Source organism: Halohasta litorea (genome assembly GCF_024494645.1).
GTDB lineage: Archaea > Halobacteriota > Halobacteria > Halobacteriales > Haloferacaceae > Halohasta > Halohasta litorea.
In genome coordinates, this window is the sequence record NZ_JANHDJ010000002.1 from 306,876 (window position 1) to 327,842 (window position 20,967).

General features: G+C 62.8%; 17 protein-coding genes and 1 tRNA gene. 9 read left to right on the top strand and 9 right to left on the bottom strand.

All coding sequences use genetic code 11. From position 1 onward, the window contains the following. Window positions 1-5 precede the first annotated feature (5 nt). From NO877_RS06485 to NO877_RS06495, 3 genes are all read left to right on the top strand, one after another. Window positions 6-1,349 carry a vitamin K epoxide reductase family protein gene (locus NO877_RS06485; protein WP_256395510.1) on the top strand — a complete coding sequence of 448 codons (1,344 nt, stop codon included), beginning with the start codon at window positions 6-8 and terminating at the stop codon, window positions 1,347-1,349. A 16-nt stretch (window positions 1,350-1,365) separates the two neighbouring features. Continuing rightward, window positions 1,366-2,394, top strand: coding sequence for an SDR family oxidoreductase (locus tag NO877_RS06490; protein ID WP_256395511.1), 1,029 nt, complete (start codon window positions 1,366-1,368; stop codon window positions 2,392-2,394). A gap of 71 nt (window positions 2,395-2,465) precedes the next feature. Continuing rightward, the gene (locus tag NO877_RS06495; RefSeq protein WP_256395512.1) at window positions 2,466-2,753 is read left to right on the top strand and encodes a HalOD1 output domain-containing protein; all 288 of its coding nucleotides are present in this window, start codon (window positions 2,466-2,468) and stop codon (window positions 2,751-2,753) included. Window positions 2,754-2,788: 35 nt separating this feature from the next. Here the strand turns inward: NO877_RS06495 and NO877_RS06500 are convergent, their stop codons facing one another. Together NO877_RS06500 and NO877_RS06505 are read right to left on the bottom strand one after the other, a co-directional pair. Continuing rightward, complete coding sequence (locus NO877_RS06500) at window positions 2,789-3,883, bottom strand: DNA topoisomerase IV subunit A (RefSeq protein WP_256395513.1); 1,095 nt, start codon at window positions 3,881-3,883, stop codon at window positions 2,789-2,791. 4 nt (window positions 3,884-3,887) lie between these two features. Next, window positions 3,888-6,308 carry a DNA topoisomerase VI subunit B gene (locus NO877_RS06505; protein WP_256395514.1) on the bottom strand — a complete coding sequence of 807 codons (2,421 nt, stop codon included), beginning with the start codon at window positions 6,306-6,308 and terminating at the stop codon, window positions 3,888-3,890. A gap of 205 nt (window positions 6,309-6,513) precedes the next feature. Between NO877_RS06505 and gyrB the strand changes: the two genes are divergently transcribed. Together gyrB and gyrA are read left to right on the top strand one after the other, a co-directional pair. Beyond that, window positions 6,514-8,430, top strand: a complete 1,917-nt coding sequence (gyrB, locus tag NO877_RS06510; RefSeq protein WP_256395515.1) for a DNA topoisomerase (ATP-hydrolyzing) subunit B — start codon at window positions 6,514-6,516, stop codon at window positions 8,428-8,430. A gap of 4 nt (window positions 8,431-8,434) precedes the next feature. Further along, complete coding sequence (gene gyrA / locus NO877_RS06515) at window positions 8,435-10,948, top strand: DNA gyrase subunit A (RefSeq protein ID WP_256395516.1); 2,514 nt, start codon at window positions 8,435-8,437, stop codon at window positions 10,946-10,948. Here gyrA and NO877_RS06520 read toward each other — a convergent pair whose 3' ends face one another. The 5 genes from NO877_RS06520 to pyk form a co-directional block, all read right to left on the bottom strand. Continuing rightward, window positions 10,949-11,569, bottom strand: coding sequence for a winged helix-turn-helix transcriptional regulator (locus NO877_RS06520; protein ID WP_256395517.1), 621 nt, complete (start codon window positions 11,567-11,569; stop codon window positions 10,949-10,951). A gap of 149 nt (window positions 11,570-11,718) precedes the next feature. After that, complete coding sequence (locus NO877_RS06525; protein WP_256395518.1) at window positions 11,719-12,888, bottom strand: SPFH domain-containing protein; 1,170 nt, start codon at window positions 12,886-12,888, stop codon at window positions 11,719-11,721. Window positions 12,889-12,980: 92 nt separating this feature from the next. Next, entirely contained in the window at window positions 12,981-13,616 is a 636-nt protein-coding gene (locus NO877_RS06530; protein WP_256395519.1) for an NfeD family protein, read from the bottom strand. A gap of 55 nt (window positions 13,617-13,671) precedes the next feature. Further along, complete coding sequence (locus NO877_RS06535) at window positions 13,672-13,869, bottom strand: DUF7312 domain-containing protein (protein WP_256395520.1); 198 nt, start codon at window positions 13,867-13,869, stop codon at window positions 13,672-13,674. Between the two features lie 30 nt (window positions 13,870-13,899). Beyond that, on the bottom strand, window positions 13,900-15,654 hold the full coding sequence (gene pyk / locus NO877_RS06540; protein WP_256395521.1) for a pyruvate kinase: 1,755 nt from the start codon (window positions 15,652-15,654) through the stop codon (window positions 13,900-13,902). Between the two features lie 195 nt (window positions 15,655-15,849). Between pyk and larC the strand changes: the two genes are divergently transcribed. Further along, the gene (gene larC, locus NO877_RS06545; protein ID WP_256395522.1) at window positions 15,850-17,196 is read left to right on the top strand and encodes a nickel pincer cofactor biosynthesis protein LarC; all 1,347 of its coding nucleotides are present in this window, start codon (window positions 15,850-15,852) and stop codon (window positions 17,194-17,196) included. A gap of 18 nt (window positions 17,197-17,214) precedes the next feature. On the opposite strand, the gene NO877_RS06550 is transcribed toward larC, so the two are convergent. Next, the gene (locus tag NO877_RS06550) at window positions 17,215-17,739 is read right to left on the bottom strand and encodes an amphi-Trp domain-containing protein (protein ID WP_256395523.1); all 525 of its coding nucleotides are present in this window, start codon (window positions 17,737-17,739) and stop codon (window positions 17,215-17,217) included. A 116-nt stretch (window positions 17,740-17,855) separates the two neighbouring features. On the opposite strand from NO877_RS06550, the gene radB reads away from it, so the two are divergent. The 3 genes from radB to NO877_RS06565 all read left to right on the top strand — a co-directional run bounded on the left by radB (window position 17,856) and on the right by NO877_RS06565 (window position 19,992). Beyond that, complete coding sequence (gene radB, locus NO877_RS06555; protein ID WP_256395524.1) at window positions 17,856-18,548, top strand: DNA repair and recombination protein RadB; 693 nt, start codon at window positions 17,856-17,858, stop codon at window positions 18,546-18,548. A 168-nt stretch (window positions 18,549-18,716) separates the two neighbouring features. Beyond that, window positions 18,717-18,800: transfer RNA gene (locus NO877_RS06560), tRNA-Leu, on the top strand. Between the two features lie 244 nt (window positions 18,801-19,044). Further along, a complete protein-coding gene (locus NO877_RS06565; protein WP_256395525.1) occupies window positions 19,045-19,992 on the top strand; it encodes a hypothetical protein in 948 nt (315 codons plus the stop codon). Between the two features lie 61 nt (window positions 19,993-20,053). On the opposite strand, the gene NO877_RS06570 is transcribed toward NO877_RS06565, so the two are convergent. Continuing rightward, window positions 20,054-20,905 (bottom strand): cytochrome c oxidase subunit 3, encoded by an 852-nt coding sequence (locus NO877_RS06570; protein ID WP_256395526.1) that lies wholly within the window; start codon window positions 20,903-20,905, stop codon window positions 20,054-20,056. Window positions 20,906-20,967 lie beyond the last annotated feature (62 nt).

Consider the following 20,967-nt stretch of genomic DNA (forward strand, 5'->3'; position numbering starts at 1 on the left):
CACCCATGAGTCACTCACAGGATCACGACGACGGCGACGGGATGCAAGAGCCCGGAGAGATGATGCGCGACCATCCGCTCAAAGAGACGTGGATCCAGTACGGCGTCATCTCGCTGGGGATCTGGCTCGTCTTCTCGCCGATGTCGTTCGGTTACGAGAGCGTCTGGCTGACGTGGAGCGACGTGGTTTCGGGGCTCGTGCTCATCGCACTCAGTACGCTGACGATCTGGAAGGACAGGCCACTGGCGTCGTACGCCAACGGCTTCGTCGGTTTCTGGTTGCTGATGGCTCCGCTCGTCTTCAGCGCGCCGACGGCAGCCGCCTACGTCAACGACACGCTCGTCGGGGTCCTCGTCATCACGTTTTCGGTCATCATCATGATGCGGATGGAGATGTCCGGGGGAGCCGTTCCGCCGGGCTGGAGCTACAACCCCTCGACGGCGGCCCAGCGGTTCCCACTCGTCGTGCTGGGTTTCTTCGGCTTCCTCGCCTCGAGATACATGGCGGCCTACCAGCTGGGCTACATCGATTTCGTCTGGGACCCCGTCTTCGGTGATGGTACGGTACAGATTCTCGATTCGTGGGTTTCGGAGGCGTTCCCGGTCTCGGATGCCGGGTTGGGAGCAGTGGCTTATGCCATCGAGGGGCTGATGGCGTTTATGGGCGACAAGACGCGCTGGCGGACGATGCCGTGGATGGTGACCTTTTTCGGCATCGTCGTCATCCCGCTGGGCTTCGTCCAGGTCCTACTCGTCATCTTTCAGCCGCTGTTGGTCGGGACGTGGTGTACCCTCTGTTTGCTGTCGGCGTTCGGGATGCTCTGGATGATCTCGCTGACCGTCGACGAGGTCGTCGCCATGCTCCAGCTGCTCAGACGGCGCGTCGGCGAGGGGGTCTCAGTTTGGCACGCCTTCTGGATGGGCGGAACGCTCTCCGAGGAAGACGAGGGGCTGCCCGAGGGCACGCGCTCCGAACGGGATCGCCCGGCGGGGATGTTCTGGGGTGTCTCGCTGCCGTGGTATCTCATCGGCGCGATGGTCCTTGGCTTCTGGCTGATGCTGTCGCCGACCGTCTTCGGGTCGACGGGGTTGCTCGCCGACAGCAGCCACCTTGTCGGCGCGCTGGTCGTCTCGGTGTCGGTGATCGCGACTGGCGAACCCGCCCGCGCGGTCCGCTTCCTCAACGTCCCGCTCGGCGGGTGGGTCATCCTCGCGCCGTGGATCTTCGGCGCGCCGCTGCTTACGGCTCTCAACGGTGCCTTCGTGGGCGCGGTATTGATATTCGTCAGCATTCCACGCGGACGGATTCGGGACCAGTACGGCCCGTGGTGGCCGCGGTATATCAAATGAGTGTACTATGATAGATATGGATTCGACGGTCGTCATTACAGGTGCATCGGCAGGAGTCGGACGAGCGACAGCGCTGGCCTTTGCCGAGCAGGGTGCCAAGGTCGGCTTGCTGGCCCGCGGCGAGGCGGGGCTCGACGCCGCCAAGCAGGAGGTCGTCGACGCCGGTGGCGAAGCGGTCGCCGTCCAGACTGACGTAGCAGCCGCCGAGGAAGTCGACGCGGCTGCCGAGGCCGTCGAGGAGGCCTTCGGCCCGATCGACGTCTGGGTGAACAACGCGATGACGTCGGTGTTTTCGCCCGCGAGCGAGATGGAACCCGCCGAGTACGCCCGCGTCACCGAGGTCACCTATCTCGGCTGCGTCTACGGCACACAGGTCGCCCTCGATCGAATGGTCCCGCGAGACGAGGGGACGATCATTCAGGTCGGCTCGGCGCTGGCCTATCGGGGAATCCCGCTTCAGTCGGCCTACTGTGGGTCGAAACACGCCATTCAGGGGTTTACCGAGTCGGTTCGAACTGAACTCATTCACGACGAAAGCAACATCCAACTGTCGATGGTCCAGCTGCCAGCGCTCAACACCCCCCAGTTCGACTGGGTTCGGAGTCGACTGCCGAAGCAGCCGCAGCCGGTGCCGCCGATCTATCAGCCCGAGGTCGCCGCCGAGGCCATCGTCTGGGCCGCCGACCACGGCCGCGACGAGCTCTGGGTCGGCCGGTCGACGGTGAAAGCCATCCTCGGTAACCGTCTCGTCCCGCGGCGGCTCGACAACCTCCTGGCGCACAACGGCTGGGATGCTCAGCTGACCGCTGAGCCGTCCGAGCCTGACCGCCCCGACAACCTCTGGGACCCGGTCGACGACGACGTCGACTACGGAGCCCACGGCGCGTTCGACGACCGGGCACGGGAGCGGAGCTACCAGCTCTGGGGAGTCACCCATCCGATGGGAGTGGTCGCCCTCGTGAGCGGACTGCTCTTACTTATCAAAACGCTCCTCTCTCGCTGGCGAGGATCCAACGACTCCGCAGCCGACACCGGGTCGTTGTGACGATGGAACTGCTGTGTGTGTCGTACAAACGTCTGACATATCTTTACATGCGATCTTCTCGTAATGAGGGTATGCCCTCCGAAACACCACTCAGTGTGCGACTTCCACAGGAACTCGCCACCCACCAAGGCGTCGACCCGACGGAGCTCACCCCACCGGTCGGCGACGTGATCGACATCGAGGCGCTCGAACGCACGGTGTCGGCGGCCGCCGGTGATCACGGGACACCACCCACGACGGTCACCTTCGAGTACGACACGCTGACGGTCACGGTCGAAGGCTCCGAACAGATCGATATTGCCGTCGAGCCGACAGCCACACACCGTCCCCGGCCGCAGAACCTGCGTGTCGCCGATTGATCGGTCGGCGGCTGTTCGATCGGTTGGCCGACAGTTCAGATGACGTCCATCGCGTCGAGCCGTTCCGGCAGGTAGGTTTCGGTGACGAAATCGAGGCCACGAGCCGCCAGCGCCTGCTGTTCGGCCTTTTTGCCGATGTCGAGCTGGAGTTCGATCTGTTCTTCCCAGTAGTCGGTCTGGTAGCGCGGATCGGTCAACTCCGATTCGAGGGCGTTGATATCCGAATCCGCCAGCGGATCGGTCGGCAGATCGTAGTCGACGATATCCTGGGGCTGAATGCCGATATACTCAGCCTCCGGCGTCGCCAGATACTCCGAGAGGTGGGCGGATTTGATCGAGCCGTAGGCAACCGATCCATAAATGCGGTAGGACCACGGGTCACCGTCACAGAACACAGTGACAGGAAGCTCCAGTTCGTCGTGGAGTCGTTTGATGATCCGCCGGGTTGCGCGGGCTGGCTGGCCCTTGAGATGGACCACGAGGCAGTTGTACTCCTCGTCGAACCCGTTTTCGATGAGTCGGTCGCGCATCCCGCCGGTCTCCACACAGAGGACGAAATCGATGTCGTTGTCCAGAAATTCGATGGTATCGGGGTTGTTCGGGATCTGGTAGCCACCCTCGCCGACGTCTTCCTGGCAGTGGATCTCGCGTTCTCCTCTGCGCGTTTGCTCGCGGATCTCCAGCGGCCCCATCAGCGTCGCCCCCGATTCCTCGGGCCGCATATGGAAGTCCTCCCGGGTGACATCCGAGACGATTTCGAGGTCCTCGATCATCTGATTTGATTCATCCTGGTCCGAGAAATGGGCCTCGGTGTTGTCCCAGGATTCGGAGAGATAGTAGAGCTCTCGCAGCGTCGAGGAGCGGTCCTCTGCCAACTGCTGGTCGAGGAACTCGATGGTGTACACCGCTTTTAAGAGCTTCCGCGCACCGCGGACCGAGTTCGCCGAGCGCGTCGACGTTCGGTCTCCATAAACCCAGACCCCCGAGTCCTTGTCGTACTCGATGTTGCTTTTCGTTCGCGTTGGCAGCGTCATCTCTGGGATCTGGCCGCCGGCGAACTGGTCGTAGAACTCCTCGGCGAGGTCGATAAGCTGTTCTCGGGCTCGGGCTTCTTCGGTTCGTTTGCTCATTGTGTTAGGCGTTCAGGGTCAGTTTCTCGGCTTCGATCCCCTCGACGGTGATATCGAAGTCGGCGTCGTCGCCGACGGTATAGGTCAGTTCGGCCTCCTCACCGGCCGACACCGACGGGGACCACTGGACGTACCACTCGCCGTCGAGGTCGACGACGCTCCCCGCGCCGTTGAGGTCCTGTGGCTCGACGCTCACGATCTCGGTGATCTCGGGGCTCTCGCTTCTGTCGGAATAGTTTTCGACTGTCAGGGTTACCGTTCCGTTCTTGATCTCGCGGTCAATACAGAGGTTGTTCATAATCTTGCCCATCGCGCCCTCGATGTTGGGCCGCGAGCGGCCCGTCACCTCGGCGACTTTGTCGGCCATCTCCGGCAGAATCCGGCTGAGAACGTCCTGTTTCTCCTGGCGCTTCTGGAGTGACCGCTGTTTGTTGAGATAGGACTTGAGTTCGCGGGCGGCCTCCCGGATCGCCAGCTCGATCTCGTCTTCGATGGCCGGGATGTTCGCCAGGGCGTCCTTCGATTCGCTGGTGAAGGGGACGTTCGTGGAGGCGACGTGGATCATGATGACCGCCGGGCCGTTCGGAATCCCGCTGCCGCCGGGCTGGTCGAGCCGGTAGTTCCGCCAGCCGATCCCCTTGACCACATCCGTAATGGCACACGCCCCCTGCTGGTAGACCAGCGGGACGCGGTTGGCGAAGCGCAGGAGGTCGACTTTCCCCTCCGATTGGAGTTCGCCGCCGTAGGCGATCCCCGCCTCGACGATGAAGGGGTCGCCGCCGTGGACGTCCGCGTCGCGCGTCGCCGCGGCGTAGAAGTCGGCGTCGTACTCCTTCCGGAGCCCGGCTTCGACGAGTTCCGAGGTGATCGGCGAGAGGCAGTCCGTGGGTGGTGCGAGGATATTGGTCTCCCGCATCGCCTCCAGGAGTTCGCTGGCCGTATCGCGGCTGTCGGCGATCGCCCGCACCTTCGGGGCGTCGTCGGGGACCGTCCGCGAGATGTCCCACAGCGCCTCGATGATGTTTTCGCGGGCGGTCTCGCCGACGGTCACGTCGTCGTACTCGACGGTCGCGTCGGCGGCCTCCGCGACGAGCCTCGAAAGCTCGTCGTGGGTCAGTCGGAACTGGGTGCCGTCGCTGTTGGCGAGCCGCCGGGCGATGCGTTCGGCGAGCGCCTGAATCGTCGCATCGTCCTTCCGGGTGCTCGTGGCATCGTCGACCAGCGTGTAGATCGCCGGTGTAAGGTGGTCTCGACCGTCCTCGGCGTCCGGTTCGAAGGCGGTGAGTTCGGCCCAGACCGCCGCAACGGCGTTTTCTCTGACTGTCGATCCGAAGGTGCGGCCGAACTCCTCGGCGACGCTCTCGGCGACGTTGTCGACGATTTCGCGGAGTTCGAAGTGGGCCGTTCGCTCGCGGCTCGTCAGTACCGATTCGATCTCGCCCGCGAACGACTCGGTAGCCTCGGCACCCTTGTTCGAGACGGCCTCGGTGATCGCGGCGTCGATGTCGACGTTGAGACTAGGCGTCGGCCACGAGAGCTCCCGGCCGTAGTGGCGGTCGCGGAACGCATCCAGGACCTTCGTGGCGGTCTTTTTGCCGACGCGGGTGAACTCCTCCTGGAGGAACCCCGAGATAGAATACGATTCGGTCGCCGCCAGCATCTTGAGCAAGGTCCCCAGTTCGACCCCGTGGGGGTGGGGGCGAATCTCGCTGGTTTCGGCGGGCAGTTGGTCGGTCCCCCGCTCGAATTTGAGCGGCTCGTCGAGACCGGGCTCCCGGAGTTCGATCCGGGCGTGGGGGTTGACGACCGCGGTGTGTTTGATGTAGTCGTGGAGCTGCTGGCGGGCCCGCATGTTGGCCTCCATCTCCAGTTCGATCCGCGTGCCGTGGGTCCGGTCCCAGGTGGTGGTTTCGGACTTCCGGATCTCCGGCTCGTTGGTGTCGGTGTCGATGATCAGCTCGAAGTACTCGGCCCGATCGGCCTCCTGGGTTCGGCTCGTGATCTTGGCGGGCTTGCCGCTTGTGAGCTGCGAGTAGAGGACAGCTGCCGAGATTCCGATCCCCTGCTGGCCGCGACTCTGCTCGCGGGCGTGGAATCGTGACCCGTACAGCAGTTTCCCGAAGACCTTGGGGAGCTGTTCTTTCGTGATGCCCGGCCCGTTGTCCTCGATAACCAGTTTGTAGTAGTCACCGGCCTCGGCGATCTCGACGTAGATGTCGGGTCGGAACCCGGCCTCCTCGGTGGCGTCGAGGGCGTTGTCGACGGCCTCTTTGACCGCGGTGACCAGCCCGCGGGCTCCCGAGTCGAAGCCGAGCATATGCTTGTTCTTCTCGAAGAACTCGGCGATGGAGATCTCTCGCTGGCCTTTTGCCAGCTCTTCGGCGATCCCCTCGTCGGCACCGAGTTCCGCCTGGAATGACGTCATTCTATACCTCATCGTTTCCGCGGAGCTATTAAAACCTGTTCGGCATGGCAACACGAAACCGGCCGACACCGAAGCGACATCCCGGTCTCGCAGATCGCGAGACGGACTGTGACTGTTTCACACATCATACAAACCGATTCACAGTTGTTACGCCCGCGCGTGCGAGGGCTTTATGCCATGGGAACGACTAGACGAAATCAGTTCTATGTCAGGCGAAAACGAATACGGGGCCGGACAGATTCAGGTTCTCGAAGGCCTCCAGGCCGTCCGGAAGCGTCCGGCGATGTATATCGGCTCGACGGACGGTCGCGGACTCCACCATCTCGTCTACGAGGTCGTCGACAACTCCATCGACGAGGCGCTGGCGGGCTACTGTGACCACATCGAGGTGACGATCCACGACGATGGCTCGGTTTCGGTCTCCGATGATGGCCGGGGAATCCCGGTCGATACCCACGAACAGTACGACCGCCCGGCGGTCGAAGTCATCATGACTGTCCTCCATGCAGGCGGCAAGTTCGACAACAAATCCTACCAAGTCTCCGGCGGGCTCCACGGTGTCGGTGTCTCGGTAGTGAACGCGCTCTCACAATGGCTGGAAGTCGAGGTCAAACGTGACGGCTACGTCTGGACCCACCGCTTCGACCACGGCGAGCCCGACGAGGACGCCTTCGAGAGGGTTCGACCGATGGACGAGGGAGAAGAAACCGGCACCACGATCCGGTTTTGGCCTGACGGCGATATCTTCGAGACGACCGACTTTACCTACTCGACGCTGGCCAACCGACTCCGGGAGCTCGCGTTCCTCAACTCCGGGGTCGCCATCGAACTCGAAGACGAACGCTCCGGCGAGCGCGAGCAGTTCCTGTATGAGGGCGGCATCCGGGAGTTCGTCGGCTATCTCAACGAAACCCGGACCCCGCTCCACGAGGACGTCATCTACTTCGACGACGAGGAAGACAGTATTCAGGTCGAGATCGCCATTCAGGCGACCGACGAGCTTCAGGGCTCGATCCACGCCTTCGCCAACAACATCAACACCCGCGAGGGCGGCACCCACCTCACCGGATTCAAGACAGCCCTCACACGCGTGGTCAACGACTACGCCAACGACCACGGGCTGACCGACGATCTCGACGAGAACCTCAAAGGCGAGGACGTTCGGGAGGGCCTCACGGCAGTCATCTCGGTCAAACACCCCGATCCACAGTTCGAGGGACAGACCAAGACCAAACTCGGCAACAGCGAGGTCCGGGGGATCGTCGAAAGCGCGACCCACCAACACCTCCGCACGTATCTCGAAGAGCACCCGGATACCGGCCAGGCCGTGGTCCGCAAGGCCGCCGAGGCCGCCCGGGCCCGAAAGGCCGCCAAGAAGGCCGAAGAGCTGACCCGTCGGAAGAGCGCCCTGGAGTCGACCGCGCTCCCCGGCAAGCTCGCCGACTGTCAGACACGCGATCCCACTGAAAGCGAACTGTTCGTCGTCGAGGGCGACTCCGCAGGCGGCTCGGCCAAACAGGGTCGGGACCGACACAACCAGGCAATTCTGCCCCTCAAAGGGAAGATTCTCAACGTCGAAAAACACCGCCTGGATCGGATCCTCGAAAACGACGAGATCCGTGCGCTGATCACCGCTATCGGTGCTGGTGTCGGCGAGGAGTTCGATATCGACGAGGCCCGCTATCACAAGATCATCCTGATGACCGATGCCGACGTCGACGGGGCCCACATTCGCACGCTCCTGTTGACACTGCTGTACCGGCACATGAAACCCCTCATCGAATCGGGCTACGTGTATGCGGCCCAACCGCCACTGTATCGGGTCCGATATCGTGGGAACACCTACGACGCGATGACCGAGGCGGATCGAGACCGAATCGTCGAGGAGAAATGCAACGGCAACCCCACCCAAGTACAGCGATTTAAGGGCCTCGGCGAAATGAATCCTGATCAGCTGTGGGAGACGACGATGGACCCCGAAAACCGGATTCTCAAGCGGATCACTATCGAGGATGCGGCAGCTGCCGACCGGATGTTTTCGGTGCTGATGGGCGATGCCGTCGAACCGCGGAAACAGTTTATCAAAGAGCACGCGACCGAAGCCGAATGGGTCGACATCTAGATCTATGAGCGCAGATTTACCAGAAGAGCCGGATATTGACGCCGCACGCATCGAAACCGCCCGGATCGAAGACGAGATGGAGCAGTCGTATATCGACTACGCCATGTCGGTCATCGCCGGCCGTGCACTGCCTGACGTCCGTGACGGACTCAAACCGGTCCACCGCCGCATCCTGTATGCCATGCACGAGGCGGGCGTCTCCTCGGGGTCGGCCCACCGGAAGAGCTCCTCGATCGTCGGCGAGACGATGGGTGACTACCACCCTCACGGCGACAGCGCGATCTACGACACGCTGGCCCGGATGGCCCAGGACTTCTCGATGCGCTATCCGCTCGTGGATGGCCAGGGGAACTTCGGTTCGGTCGACGGCGATCCACCGGCGGCCATGCGGTACACGGAGGCCCGGATGGCCCCGATGGCCGAGGAGTTGCTCGACGATCTCGACAAGGATACCGTCGACTTCGTGCCGAACTACGACGACCGCCTCGAAGAGCCCGATGTCCTCCCGTCGGCATTTCCCAACCTCTTGGTCAACGGATCGTCAGGTATCGCCGTCGGGATGTCGACCAACATCCCACCCCATAATCTCGGCGAGGTAATCGACGCCACCGTTCACCTGATCAACAACCCTGAGGCCACCGTCGAGGACTTGATGGATCACGTCAAGGGCCCCGACTTCCCGACCGGCGCGAACATCGTCGGCCGGGCCGGGATTCACAGCGCCTACAAGACGGGCCGCGGTCGCGTCCGAATCCGCGCCGAGTTTGAGACCTTCGAGGAGGAGGGGCGGATCGTCATCAACGAACTCCCGTTCCAGGAGAACAAATCCAGACTCGTCGAACGCATCGCCGACGATGTCAACGAGGGGAAACTGGAGGGCATCCGCGACCTCCGCGACGAGTCCGACCGCGACGGGATGCGTATCGTCATCGAACTCAAGCGGGATGCGATGGTCGATGTGGTCAAAAACCAGTTGTTGGAGAGCCATCTCGAACGCACCTTCGGCGTTATCAACCTCGCGTTAGTTGACGGCTCGCCGCAGGTCCTGACGCTCAGAGAGACCATCCAGCACTACCTCGATCACCGCCGCGATGTCGTCCGGCGGCGCTCGGAGTTCGAACTCGACGAGGCCGAGGATCGCGCCCACATCCTGAAGGGCCGACTCACCGCGCTCAACAACGTCGACGCGGTCGTCGAGACGATCCAGGATGCCGAGGACCGCGACGAAGCGAAAGACGCCCTCCGCGAACAGTTCGACTTTTCGGAGCCGCAGGTCGAGCACATCGTCGCCATGCAGCTGGGCTCGCTGACCTCGATGGAGGCCCAGGAGATCGAAGACGAGTACGAAGAGGTCCAAGCCAGAATCGAGCGCCTGACCGAAATCCTCGAAAACGAATCCGAACTGTTGGGCGTCATCGAGGACGAACTCCTCGCAATCAAAGCCGAGTACGACGACGACCGCCGGACCTCGATCATCGAGGATACCGGCACCGTCGCCCACGAGGACCTGATCCCCGAAGAGGACAGCGTGGTCGTCATGTCCGAGGACGACTACATCAAGCGGATGCCGCTGTCGACCTTCAGTGCCCAAAACCGCGGCGGCAAGGGGATCATCGGCACCGATCTCAAGGAAGGCGACGGGGTCTCCTCGGTGTTCGTCGCCAACACCCACGACTATCTGCTCTGCTTTACGAATCAGGGCCAGATCTACACTTTGCGTGGGTTCCAGATCCCCGAGATGTCCCGGACCGCTCGCGGCAAGTCAGCGGTCAATCTGTTGGATCTGGACAGCGGCGAGGAGTTAACCGCGGTCGTCAACATGGACGACATCGAAACCGAGGAGATCGACGGCGACCGGTATCTGACGATGGTGACACGGGACGGCTACATCAAGCGCACCTCGGTCGACGAGTTCCAAAACATCATGTCGACCGGGATTCGCGCCGTTCGACTCGAAGACGGCGACAAACTGGTTGATGTCGAGGTCACCGATGGCGATCGAACGCTGGTCGTCGCCACCGCAGGCGGCATGACGATCCGGTTCGACGAAGCCGACGTCCGACCGATGGGCCGGAGCGCCCGTGGGGTTCGCGGCGTCGACCTCCAGGACAACGATACGGTCGCTGGCGTCGCGGGCGTCGACACCGACCGCCACAGTTGGGTACTGACCGTCACCGAGAACGGCTACGGCAAGCGCTCGGATATCGACGAGTACCGCATCCAATCGCGCAACGGCAAAGGGCTGATCGATATCAAGACGAACGACCGCAACGGCGAGGTCTGTGCGATGGAGACCGTCGGACCGGGCGATCACCTGATCGTGATGAGCAAATCCGGCCAGATCATGCGCACCCCCGTCGAGGGGATCTCGATCGTCGGCCGCAACACGATGGGCGTGATCGTGATGGAGCTCGAAAGCGGCGACCGGGTCGCCTGTCTCGATGTCATCCCACGAGAGAAAGTCACCGACGCCTCCGAGGAGGGTGTCGATCTCTCGGCGTCGCCCGAAGACGAGTAGTTACGAACGGTCGACCCGGATGAGTTCGTCGGCTCCAGCGGCGAAGTCGACCGCATCCGGGCCGAAGGAATCGGCGTACCGAACGAGGAGTGTCAGCACGGTTTCGGGCTGTTCGACGACGTAGTTTTCGGAGCGGTCCAGGAGACCAACGTCTTCCAACTCACCGGCGTAGTTGCTCACCGTTGCCCGCGAGACCGACAGCCGGTCGGCGAGGGCGCTCCCGGTTTCGGCGGGCGATTCGAGCAATTCGATCACCATCCGCCGGGGCGTTTCGCGTCGGAGATAGCCGAGGGCGGTCCGTTCGAACGCCGAAAACTGCCCGGCCGGGAAGAAGCGTCGATACTCGCCGTCACGGCGGGACTCGACGGCCCCCGCATCGGTGAGCGATCGGAGGTGGTGTTGGGTCTCACCCGTTCCGAGTTTGAGGTCGTCCCGGAGCTTCGAGAAGTGTGCGCCGGGCGTGGTCGACAGATAGCCCCGAATCGCATCCGGGACGTCACTCCGGGAATCGGATGTCTCGCCCTCGGCACCGCTGGCGATCCCGACGAACGATGTCGACGCGCCGAGGGCGGCGAACCGTCGAAGCGTCGTCCGTTTCCGTTCGTCGACTGGCTCTCCCATCTACGACTCCGTAGGGGAGATATCGGTTAAAAGTACTTCGACCCTAATTCGTCGTATCGCGGAGTTAGGGACTGTTTACTGGCCGTATTTGTCCGGATTGGGGTCGGCTGTATGTCGACTGTAGCCGGATACAGATGCGTACGTACCAGCTACCGTTCGGTCTCGGTCTCGCGTTCGAGGCCGCCGTCGGGCGAGGTCTCGGATTCGGTGAGTGCCTCCTCGTCGATCTCTTCGTCGGCCTCGTCGATCACTTCGTCGGGGCTTTTGATCCCCGACTCGCCGGTTTTGACCTGTTCGGCCTCCTGTTCGAGCTGCTCGATGTCCATCTCGGCGGCCTGGTCGATCTCGCCGAGGATCTCGTCGATATCGTCGAGCCCGAGCATCTTTCGGGTGTCGTCGTCGAACTCCTTGCCTTCGAGGCCCTCGGACTCCTGGATGTCGCTGCCGGTGAGCTGTTTGCCGTACCGACCCACAAGCGAGGTGAGCTCCTGGGGCAGGATGAACGTCGAGGACTCGCCCTGGCCGATGCGTTCGAGGCTCTCCATCCCGCGTTCGATGATCGCGCGCTCGCCCATCGCCTCGGCGGATTTCGCCCGGAGGACCGTCGAGATCGCATCACCCTGTGCTTCGAGGATCTGGCTCTGTTTTTCACCCTGTGCGCGGATGATGTCGCTCTGTTTGTCACCCTCGGCGGTCTCGACCGCAGAGCGGCGTTCACCCTGTGCTTCGAGGATCATCGCCCGGCGGCGGCGCTCGGCGGAGGTCTGCTGCTCCATGGCCTGCTGGACCTCCTTCGAAGGGTTGACCTCGCGGACCTCGACGCTCTCGACGCGAATACCCCACTCGTCGGTGGGCTCGTCGAGTTCGGTCCGGATCTTCGCGTTGATCTCCTGGCGCTTGTTGAGCGTGTCGTCGAGCTCCATATCACCGAGGACCGCACGCAAGGTGGTCTGGGCGAGGTTCGAGACGGCCTTCTTGTAGTCGTCGACCTCCAGGAAGGCTTTCTTGGCGTCCATCACCTTGATGTAGACGACGGCATCGGCCGTGACGGGGGAGTTGTCGCGGGTGATCGCCTCCTGGCGCGGCACGTCAAGGGTCTGGGTCCGCATATCGAACGGGTAGGTCCGGGAGACAAAGGGCGGGATAATGTTGAACCCCGGCTCCAGGAGCTTCCGGTACTCGCCGAAGACGGTCAGCGCCTCCTTCTCGTAGGCGTCGACGATCTCGACGGTCTGCCAGATGACGACGACGGCGACGAACAGAAACAGGAGGCCGACTGCGGTGAACGTCAGCGCCCCCTGCAGTACGAGTGATTCCATACCGGTTTTTGGGCTGACAGGCTCATAAGGGTTGTCTTCATTAATATATTCACACAGATTTGAAGCAGTAGAAACGCGGTTGGGACGGCCAGCTATCGCTCGAACTCGGGGTCTTTCTCGGGGTTTTCGGTGCGCTTCTCGATGAACTCGGAGGCTGCTGTCTCGTCCTGTTCGGGCGGGTCGGACGGCGCGTTGTCATCGGTCCGCCCGGCGGCCAGCTGGCGGTCGATGTCGTCTTCGATGATCGACAGTGCCTCGACGGTGACGACGTTGCCGCCGCCGGGGTCGACGACCATCACGTCGGTTCCTTCAGGAATCTCGTTGTCCATCGATCGGGCCGAGTAGTAAGGGTTGAAGCCGCCACCCTGAAGCTTGACCTCGCCGCCGGAGGGGGTGACACGCTCGGTGACGCGGCCGGTTTTCCCCTGGAGGGCGTCGGAATCACTGGTCTGTTGTTGGCCCTTTCCGCCGTAGAAGTCGAACTCGTGGTAGAGGTAGAACGCGATCGAGCCGAACAGTAAGACCAGAAACCCGAGGATAAAGGGGTTGAGCGCGATGATCGGGCTGAAAAGCAGACCGACGAGCCCGGCCCCGAGCAGTCCGATACCGACGACGATGAAGTTCGCGCCGGGCGCGAGAGCCTCGACCAGCGAGATGAGGAGCCCGGCGGTCACGAGCACCAGCGGCAACGTCTCCGGGCTCACGAGATCGACCTGCAACAGGAGCATACACCCCCTACGTGTTCGATCTGTTTAACGCTTGCATCGCTGGCGGCGGCGACCGTCACAACAGGCCGGTGAGGATGATCCCGACGGTCAACGCGACTCCGAGACCGACGAAGACGGCGTGTTCAAACGTGATCGACTCGGGTTCGATCGGGTCGGGCTCCGGCGGGTCGGGTTCGGCCTCCGGGCCGACCTCGTCGACGCTGAAGCGCCACTGGCTTTCTTCGGGGTCGGATTCGGCTGGACCCTGAGTCATACAGAAGGGAGGGTCGCCGAACACATAGGCCTACCGTCTGGGGGTTCGGAGAACGTTGCCATCGAAGACGACGCCGCGTTCGGCGTCGATGCTGAGCGTCGCCCCGTCGTCGATCTCTTCAGGAATTACCGCGCCGCTGAGCATCGGAAACCCGAGTTCGCGGGCGATGACCGCGGGATAGCCGGTCATTCCCTCACGGGCATCAACGATGCCACCGATTTTCTCCATGTCGCCAGTGAACTCGCCGTCGAAGTCGGGCGACAGCGCGAGGATCGCTCCCTCGGGAACCTCGGAGAGATCGCCGTCATCGAGCCGAACGAGCGGTCCGGCGACACGGCCGCCGACGATCTGTTTTCCGCTGGCGATCTGTTCGGCGGCGACGTGGACCTTCAGCATATTCGTCGTCTGTGTCTGTTCGAGACTCGATACCATCCCGGAGAGTGCGACCACGGTATCGCCGCTTTCGGCGACGTTGGTGTCGAGTGCCGACTGGACGCTGCCTTCGAGAACCGTCTCGACGTTGTCCTGGTACTCGAAGTAGCGCGGGATCACACCCCAGACGACAGCGAGCTGTCGGCGAACCCGGTCGTTGGGCGTCGTGGCGACGATCGGCACCTGTGGGCGGAACTTTGCTGTTTTTCGGGCGGTGTAGCCGGACTCGCTGGCGGCGACCACCGCGGAGGCACCGATATCGCGGGCGAGATAGCGCGCCGACCGCGCCAGCGCCTCGGTTCTCGACTGGTCTTTAGCCGCCGGAACGCGCTGTTCGATGCTCTCGGCGTACTCGTCGGTTTCTTCGACCCCTTCGACGATGTTGGCCATCGTCTCGACGACTCGGACCGGGTGGTCGCCGATGGCGGTCTCGCCCGACAGCATTACCGCGTCGGTGCCGTCCAGGACGGCGTTGGCCACGTCGGAGGCTTCCGCGCGCGTCGGTCGGCGGGTGTGGATCATCGAGTCGAGCATCTCGGTCGCCGTAATCACGGGCACCCCGGCGTCGACACACTTCTTGATGATCCGTTTCTGGACGATCGGCACGTCTTCGAGCGGACACTCGACGCCGAGATCGCCGCGGGCGACCATGACGCCGTCGGCGGCGCTGATGATCTCGTCGAGGTTCTCGACCGCGCCAGCGCGCTCGATCTTCGCAATGACGGGGATGTCCGGGTCGCCGAACTCCTCGAGTTTGTCGATGATCTTGTAGACGTCCTCGCCGTCGCGGACGAAGGAAGCCGCGACGAAGTCCGCCCGCTTGTCGGCCGCAAGCTGGAGTTCCTTCTCGTCGCCCTCGGTAATGAGTTCGATATCGAGGTCGACGCCGGGGATGTTGACGCCCTTGCGGCTCTGGAGCTTGCCGCCGGAGATGATCTCGGCGACGACCTCCTCGCCGTCGACGCCGACGACGCGGGCCTCGATTCGGCCGTCGTCCAGGAGGATCGTGTCGCCGGGTTCGCACTCGGTGATCGAGACGGTGAGGCCGACGAACTCCGGCGTCGAGGTGTCGCCTTCGGCGAAGACGACTTCCGAGCCGGTTTCGAGCATCACCGGCGAGTCGATTTCGGCGGTTCGGACCTCGGGCCCTTTGAGGTCGACCATGACCGCCAGCGGCTCGGTCAGTTCCTCGTCGATATCACGGATACGGTCGATCACGGTGCGGCGATGGTCGGTCGAGCCGTGGCTCGCGTTGAGACGAGCCACAGACATCCCGGCGTCGGCGAGCGACCGAATTGTCTCCCGGTCGCTCGATGCGGGACCAAGCGTACAGACGATCTTCGCGTTTCTCATGTCCGGAGATTCGCCAGACGAGTTAAAAAAGCCCCACGATACGGCTCATTCCTAACCAGATTTTGTATGTATTTATAATTAAGAGTCGGGGCGGCTGTCGCACCGGGCTCCGTCGCTGGATCGCGGTGTCGGCTCGACCAGCGAGACCGACGCCGAACAGACCAGATTTTTCACCGGCTCGCGGGTAGGTAGGCCATGCGAACACTCGCGTTTGACGGTCGGCTGGGTGCCAGCGGCGATATGATCCTGGGTGCGCTGTTGGCGGTCGGTGCCGACCGCTCGGTTCTCGACCCGGTCGAATCCGCACTTCCGGTTCGGTATGCGGTCGACTCGACGATGAAAAACGGGATCGACGCGACGACAGTCGACGTACTGTTGACCGACGAGTCCGACGAACCCGACGAATCCGACCACGACAGCCACGCCCACAGCCAGCCGGATAGTCATGAACACACCCATGACCATGATGGCGATCACACACACGACCACGATCATACGCACGATCACGAACATACCCACGACCACGATCACACCCACGCCGAAGGTCATGGTGCCCACCGGAGTTATACCGACGTCCTGGAGATCGTCGACGCGATGGCACTCCCGGAGTCGGTCGCCGCCGACGCCCGCGGGGCGTTTCGGCTGCTCGGCGAGGCCGAAGCCGCAGTCCACGGCGAGTCCCTCGAAGCGATTCAGTTCCACGAGGTCGGCGCGGACGACGCCATCGCCGACATCGTCGGGGCAATGCTGCTGGTCGACGACCTCGGCGTCGACCGGATCGTTACCACGCCGCTGTCAGTCGGCGGCGGCCACCGCGAGATGAGCCACGGCACCTACCCCATTCCCGGTCCTGCCGTCCTGGAGATCGCCGAGCGTGCCGACTGGTCGATCGACGGCGGGCCGATCGACGTCGAACTCCTGACGCCGACCGGCGCGGCGATCCTCGCCCAGTTGGCCGACGGTGTCGAGACGCTTCCCGCCCTCTCGGTCGAGCAGTCGGGGTACGGAGCCGGTGATTTCGACTTCGAGTCCCATCCGAACGTCCTTCGGGCGACCCTCGGCGATGGCGGGAGTCGGCTCGATCGGGATTCGATCACGGTCCTGGAGACGAATCTCGACGACGCCTCGCCGGAGCTGTTGGGCGGGCTCCACGAAACCCTCACCGCGGCCGGTGCGCGCGACGTCTCTATCCTCCCGGTGACGATGAAGAAATCCCGCCCGGGCCACCTCTTGAAGGTGATCTGCAAGCCGGAGGACGCCGAGCGCGTTGCCCACCGCCTGGCGCTCGAAACCGGGACGCTCGGGGTCCGCGAACACGGTGCCGGTCACCGCTGGACCGCCCACCGGGAGATCGAGACGGTCGACCTCACCATCGGTGGTGAGACCTACAGGGTCGACGTGAAAATCGCCAGCACGACCGACGGCGAGGTCTACGACATCAGCACTGAGTACGACGATGCGGCCGCCGTCGCGGCTGAGACGGGGCGACCGATCGGCGAGATCATGCGGCGAGCAGAAACGGCGCTCGAAGACGGATACTAACGCCGAAGTAGGGGCTCCCTACCGATCCTCGTCGGTGTCCGTATCGGTGTCGGCGTGTCGACTCCCTTCGTCGTCTTCGGCGGCGTCGACCTCGCTTCGTCCTTCGGGTGGGTTCGGTTGCTCCATCTCGGCGTCGCTGCCGGCCTCGCCTTCATTGCTGTGAGCCTCGGCCTCATCGCTGGCCGCTGGCTCCTGACCACCTTCGGCTTCCTCGACCGACTCCTCGATCGTCTCCTGTTGACCCTCGGTGTCGCTCCCGATTTCCAGGATCGCCTCCTCGGCTGCTTCCTCCTCGTCTGTCGACCACTCGACTTCGAACTCGACCTCGTATTCTTCGTCGCCCTCGCCTTCCTCTTCGGTTTCGCGTTCGATTTCGAGCTCGAACTCCGCCGTCTCGGGGACGGTCACGCTCACCTCGTCTTCGTCGGTCCGGAACGTGACCGAACCGTCCGCTTCGAGCCCATCGGCGAACTGTCGGAAGTAGGACGCGATCGTCGCTCTGTCGTGGGAGCCTTCGACTTCGATCAGTGTTTTGTCGGCCATATCCACCGGTTCGTCGGCGAGCCGTATCAGTTCTGCTGGCCGCTACCCAACCAATCAGGAGAGCGACGTTCACGGGAGACCGAGGGGCTTTTGCGCCGACCGGCCGACCTCCGACTGTGAGCGAGCCAGTTTCGACCGGTTGCGGGGCACTCGACGAGCTGCTGGGCGGCGGCTTCGAACGGGGGACGGTCACCCAGCTCTACGGGCCGCCAGCGGCGGGCAAGACCAACGTCGCGCTCTCGGCGGCGGTCGGTGTCGCCACCGACGGCGGCCAGGCCCTCTATATCGACACCGAGGGGCTGTCGGTCGACCGATTTCAGCAGTTGATCGAGGCCAACTCGGACGAACCGGTCGAGGCGGTCGCCTCGCGGCTCATCATTACCGACGCGGTGGATTTCGACGAACAGCAGGAGGCCGTCCGGGACGCCGCGGAGTTCGCCGAGCAGGTCGACCTCATGGTCCTCGATAGCGCCACGGGCTTCTATCGGCTCCAGCGCGGCGAGGACGAAAACGGCGGCGACTCGCTGCGGGCGGTCGCTCGGCAGGTCACCCAACTGCTGTCGCTGGCCCGGAAACACGACATTGCGGTTGTGATCACCAATCAGGTGTTTACGGACCCAGACACCGACCGAACGCGGGCGTTGGGCGGCCATACGCTGGAACACTGGACCGGCGTCGTCCTCCGGCTCGACCGGTTCCGCGGCGGCAACCGCCGGGCGACGCTCGAAAAACACCGGGCCAAAGCCGCAGGCGAGAAGGCGACGTTCAAGATTACTGATTCGGGGATCACCGACGGCGAACTGCCATAGCACCGCATATTTCACCAGCGAGTCGGTGATGCGGTTCGGTATACGGCGTCTATTTAAATACCGTCGTATCGATCAGTTGCAGCATCGGTAGCCAGTCGACCACGAAGTCTTTATTAACGACGGTCACAGAATCCGGGTGAGGACCGTACAGGTCGATTGGCACTGCGTGCGAGGGTAGCCAAGCCCGGAAACGGCGGCGGATTCAAGCTCCGCTCCTGTAGAGGTCCGTGGGTTCAAATCCCTCCCCTCGCACTGGCAACAGTGCGGAAGACCGCTCTTGGAGCGTTCTTCCCTCGCAAACATTCTCGTGTGAACCAATCGCTTGCGCAGCGATGCTGTTCAGCGGCGGACTGCCGAACTATCGCGTTGATTCCGGCCCGAGGTATCCCCACTGCAGAACGGCGTCCTGGATGCCACGAGACAGCCGACCCGATTCGAACAGGGAATAACCAAAAATAATATTGATCCTTTTATATTAGTAATTCACGTACAATATATGGACCGTCGGACGTACCTCGTGGTGGGTGGTACTGTAGCTGTTTCCGGGTGTTTAGGGGTGCTTGAGGACGAGGAGTCCCAACCCGACCAAGACGCAGAAACGACCGCCGAGCCCGACCCCGAACAGGAGGCCCCAGCGCCGGACTCCGAAGGGGCCGACTCACAGACCGAGACGTCGGAGCCCGAACAGGAACCCGAGCCCGAGCCGGAGCCCGAAGGCGACGACAGACAGCAAACCGACGACGAGATCGAACTAGAGCGGTCGATCAGCCGGGCCGAAGACCAGTTTCGACGCGCACTGAGTGAGTACGGGCGCTCGGCCGAGTTCGAAGAGCCGACACTTCTGCACGTGCTCCCAAGTACGGAGATCGAGACGAACAATGCCCGAGAACACCTGAATAGAGCCTCGGATATTCTCTGGACGGAGTCACGGGATCTTGCAACCACCGAAGACCAGAGACAACAGGTACGAGAGTACAGAACGTATGACGATCTCATCACGGATCTCGCTACTATTCAGCGATACATTCACGGAGCGTACTCCCGAATCGGCTCGACCGACGACGAGGAGATCTACTCCAGTGGGCCATCCGAACTCGCCAGCGCGAAACGCGATCACGAAGCCCTCGGTAAGGAGATCGCCGACAAGGAAATGTATATGACGGAGCTACAGACGAAGTTCGAACAGCAGCGCTGGCAGATCAAACTGGTCGAACGGATGTTTGCTGGACTGGTGACAGTAAAAGGGACCGCCTATATCGACGACCAGTCGGCGACACAGCTAGACCTCGCACGGAGCGCGTTCGAAACCGTCAGGAACGAACTTCGAGACACGACTTCGGCCCCACCGGATGATGTCACCGACGAGGCGTTCCTGGAACTCGTCGAAGCCTGGTACGAGCTAACGGATCAGACCTTTCGAGACGTCTCGACAGACGCTTCCTAACCCGCTGCCGACGACGACTGCTTACTCGATAGCGAAAACACCCACAACAGTCGAGTCTCGACTATGCCTGCCCGGCACCGACGTAGAGGACGACGACGAGGAAGACCCAGACGACGTCGACGAAGTGCCAGTACATCGAGGCCGTACTCACCGAGAGGTGGCGCTCGGCGGAGTACTGGCCGTAGAGGCCACGGATGAAGACGATGCTGAGGAAGACGACTCCGAGCATGACGTGAAGGCCGTGGAGGCCGGTCAGCCCGTAGAAGGCCGAACCGTAGATCCCCTCGCCGAGGGTAAAGCCCTCGTGGGCGATGAACTCGAAGTACTCTAGGGCCTGGCCGCCGAGGAACACAATCCCCAGCAGGACTGTCAGCCCCATGCCACGAAGGAAGTTCGTGCGGTCGCCGCTTCGGATGGCGACGTGGGCCCAGTGGAGCGTGAACGAGGAGGCGATCAGGATCGCCGTGTTTGCGAGGATGAGCGAACTAACCAGATCCGGGGTGGTCGCCGGGAGCGTCCACTCGGCGCCCGCACGGAAGTAGAAGTAGTAGCTGAAGATTGCTCCGAAGGTCGCCAGCTCCGATCCTAAAAAGGCGATCATCCCCCAGCGGAGCGACGCACTTCCGTGTTCGGTGACATCCCGTGACCAGAACTTCGTAATGAAGGCGTGGTAGAGCCAGCCGTAGATCCCCGTCAAGAAGAAGCCGACGCTGCCAGCGACGACCGCCGGGCCAGCCAGCGGATGGACGAGGTCGCCGAGAATCCACAATGCGACACCGATATAAATGCCTGCGCCACCGAGCGCGGTCACGAACGGCCACCAACTCGCCTCGCCGAAGCCGCGCGGCCAGTCTTCGACCGCCGGGAGATGGTGGTGGTGATCGTCGTGTCCGTCCTCCGTTTCGGTACTCATACCAGCCAGTTGCAAGTCTGTGACTAAAAATCCTCCCAACCGTCGCCGGGCTGATCCGAACC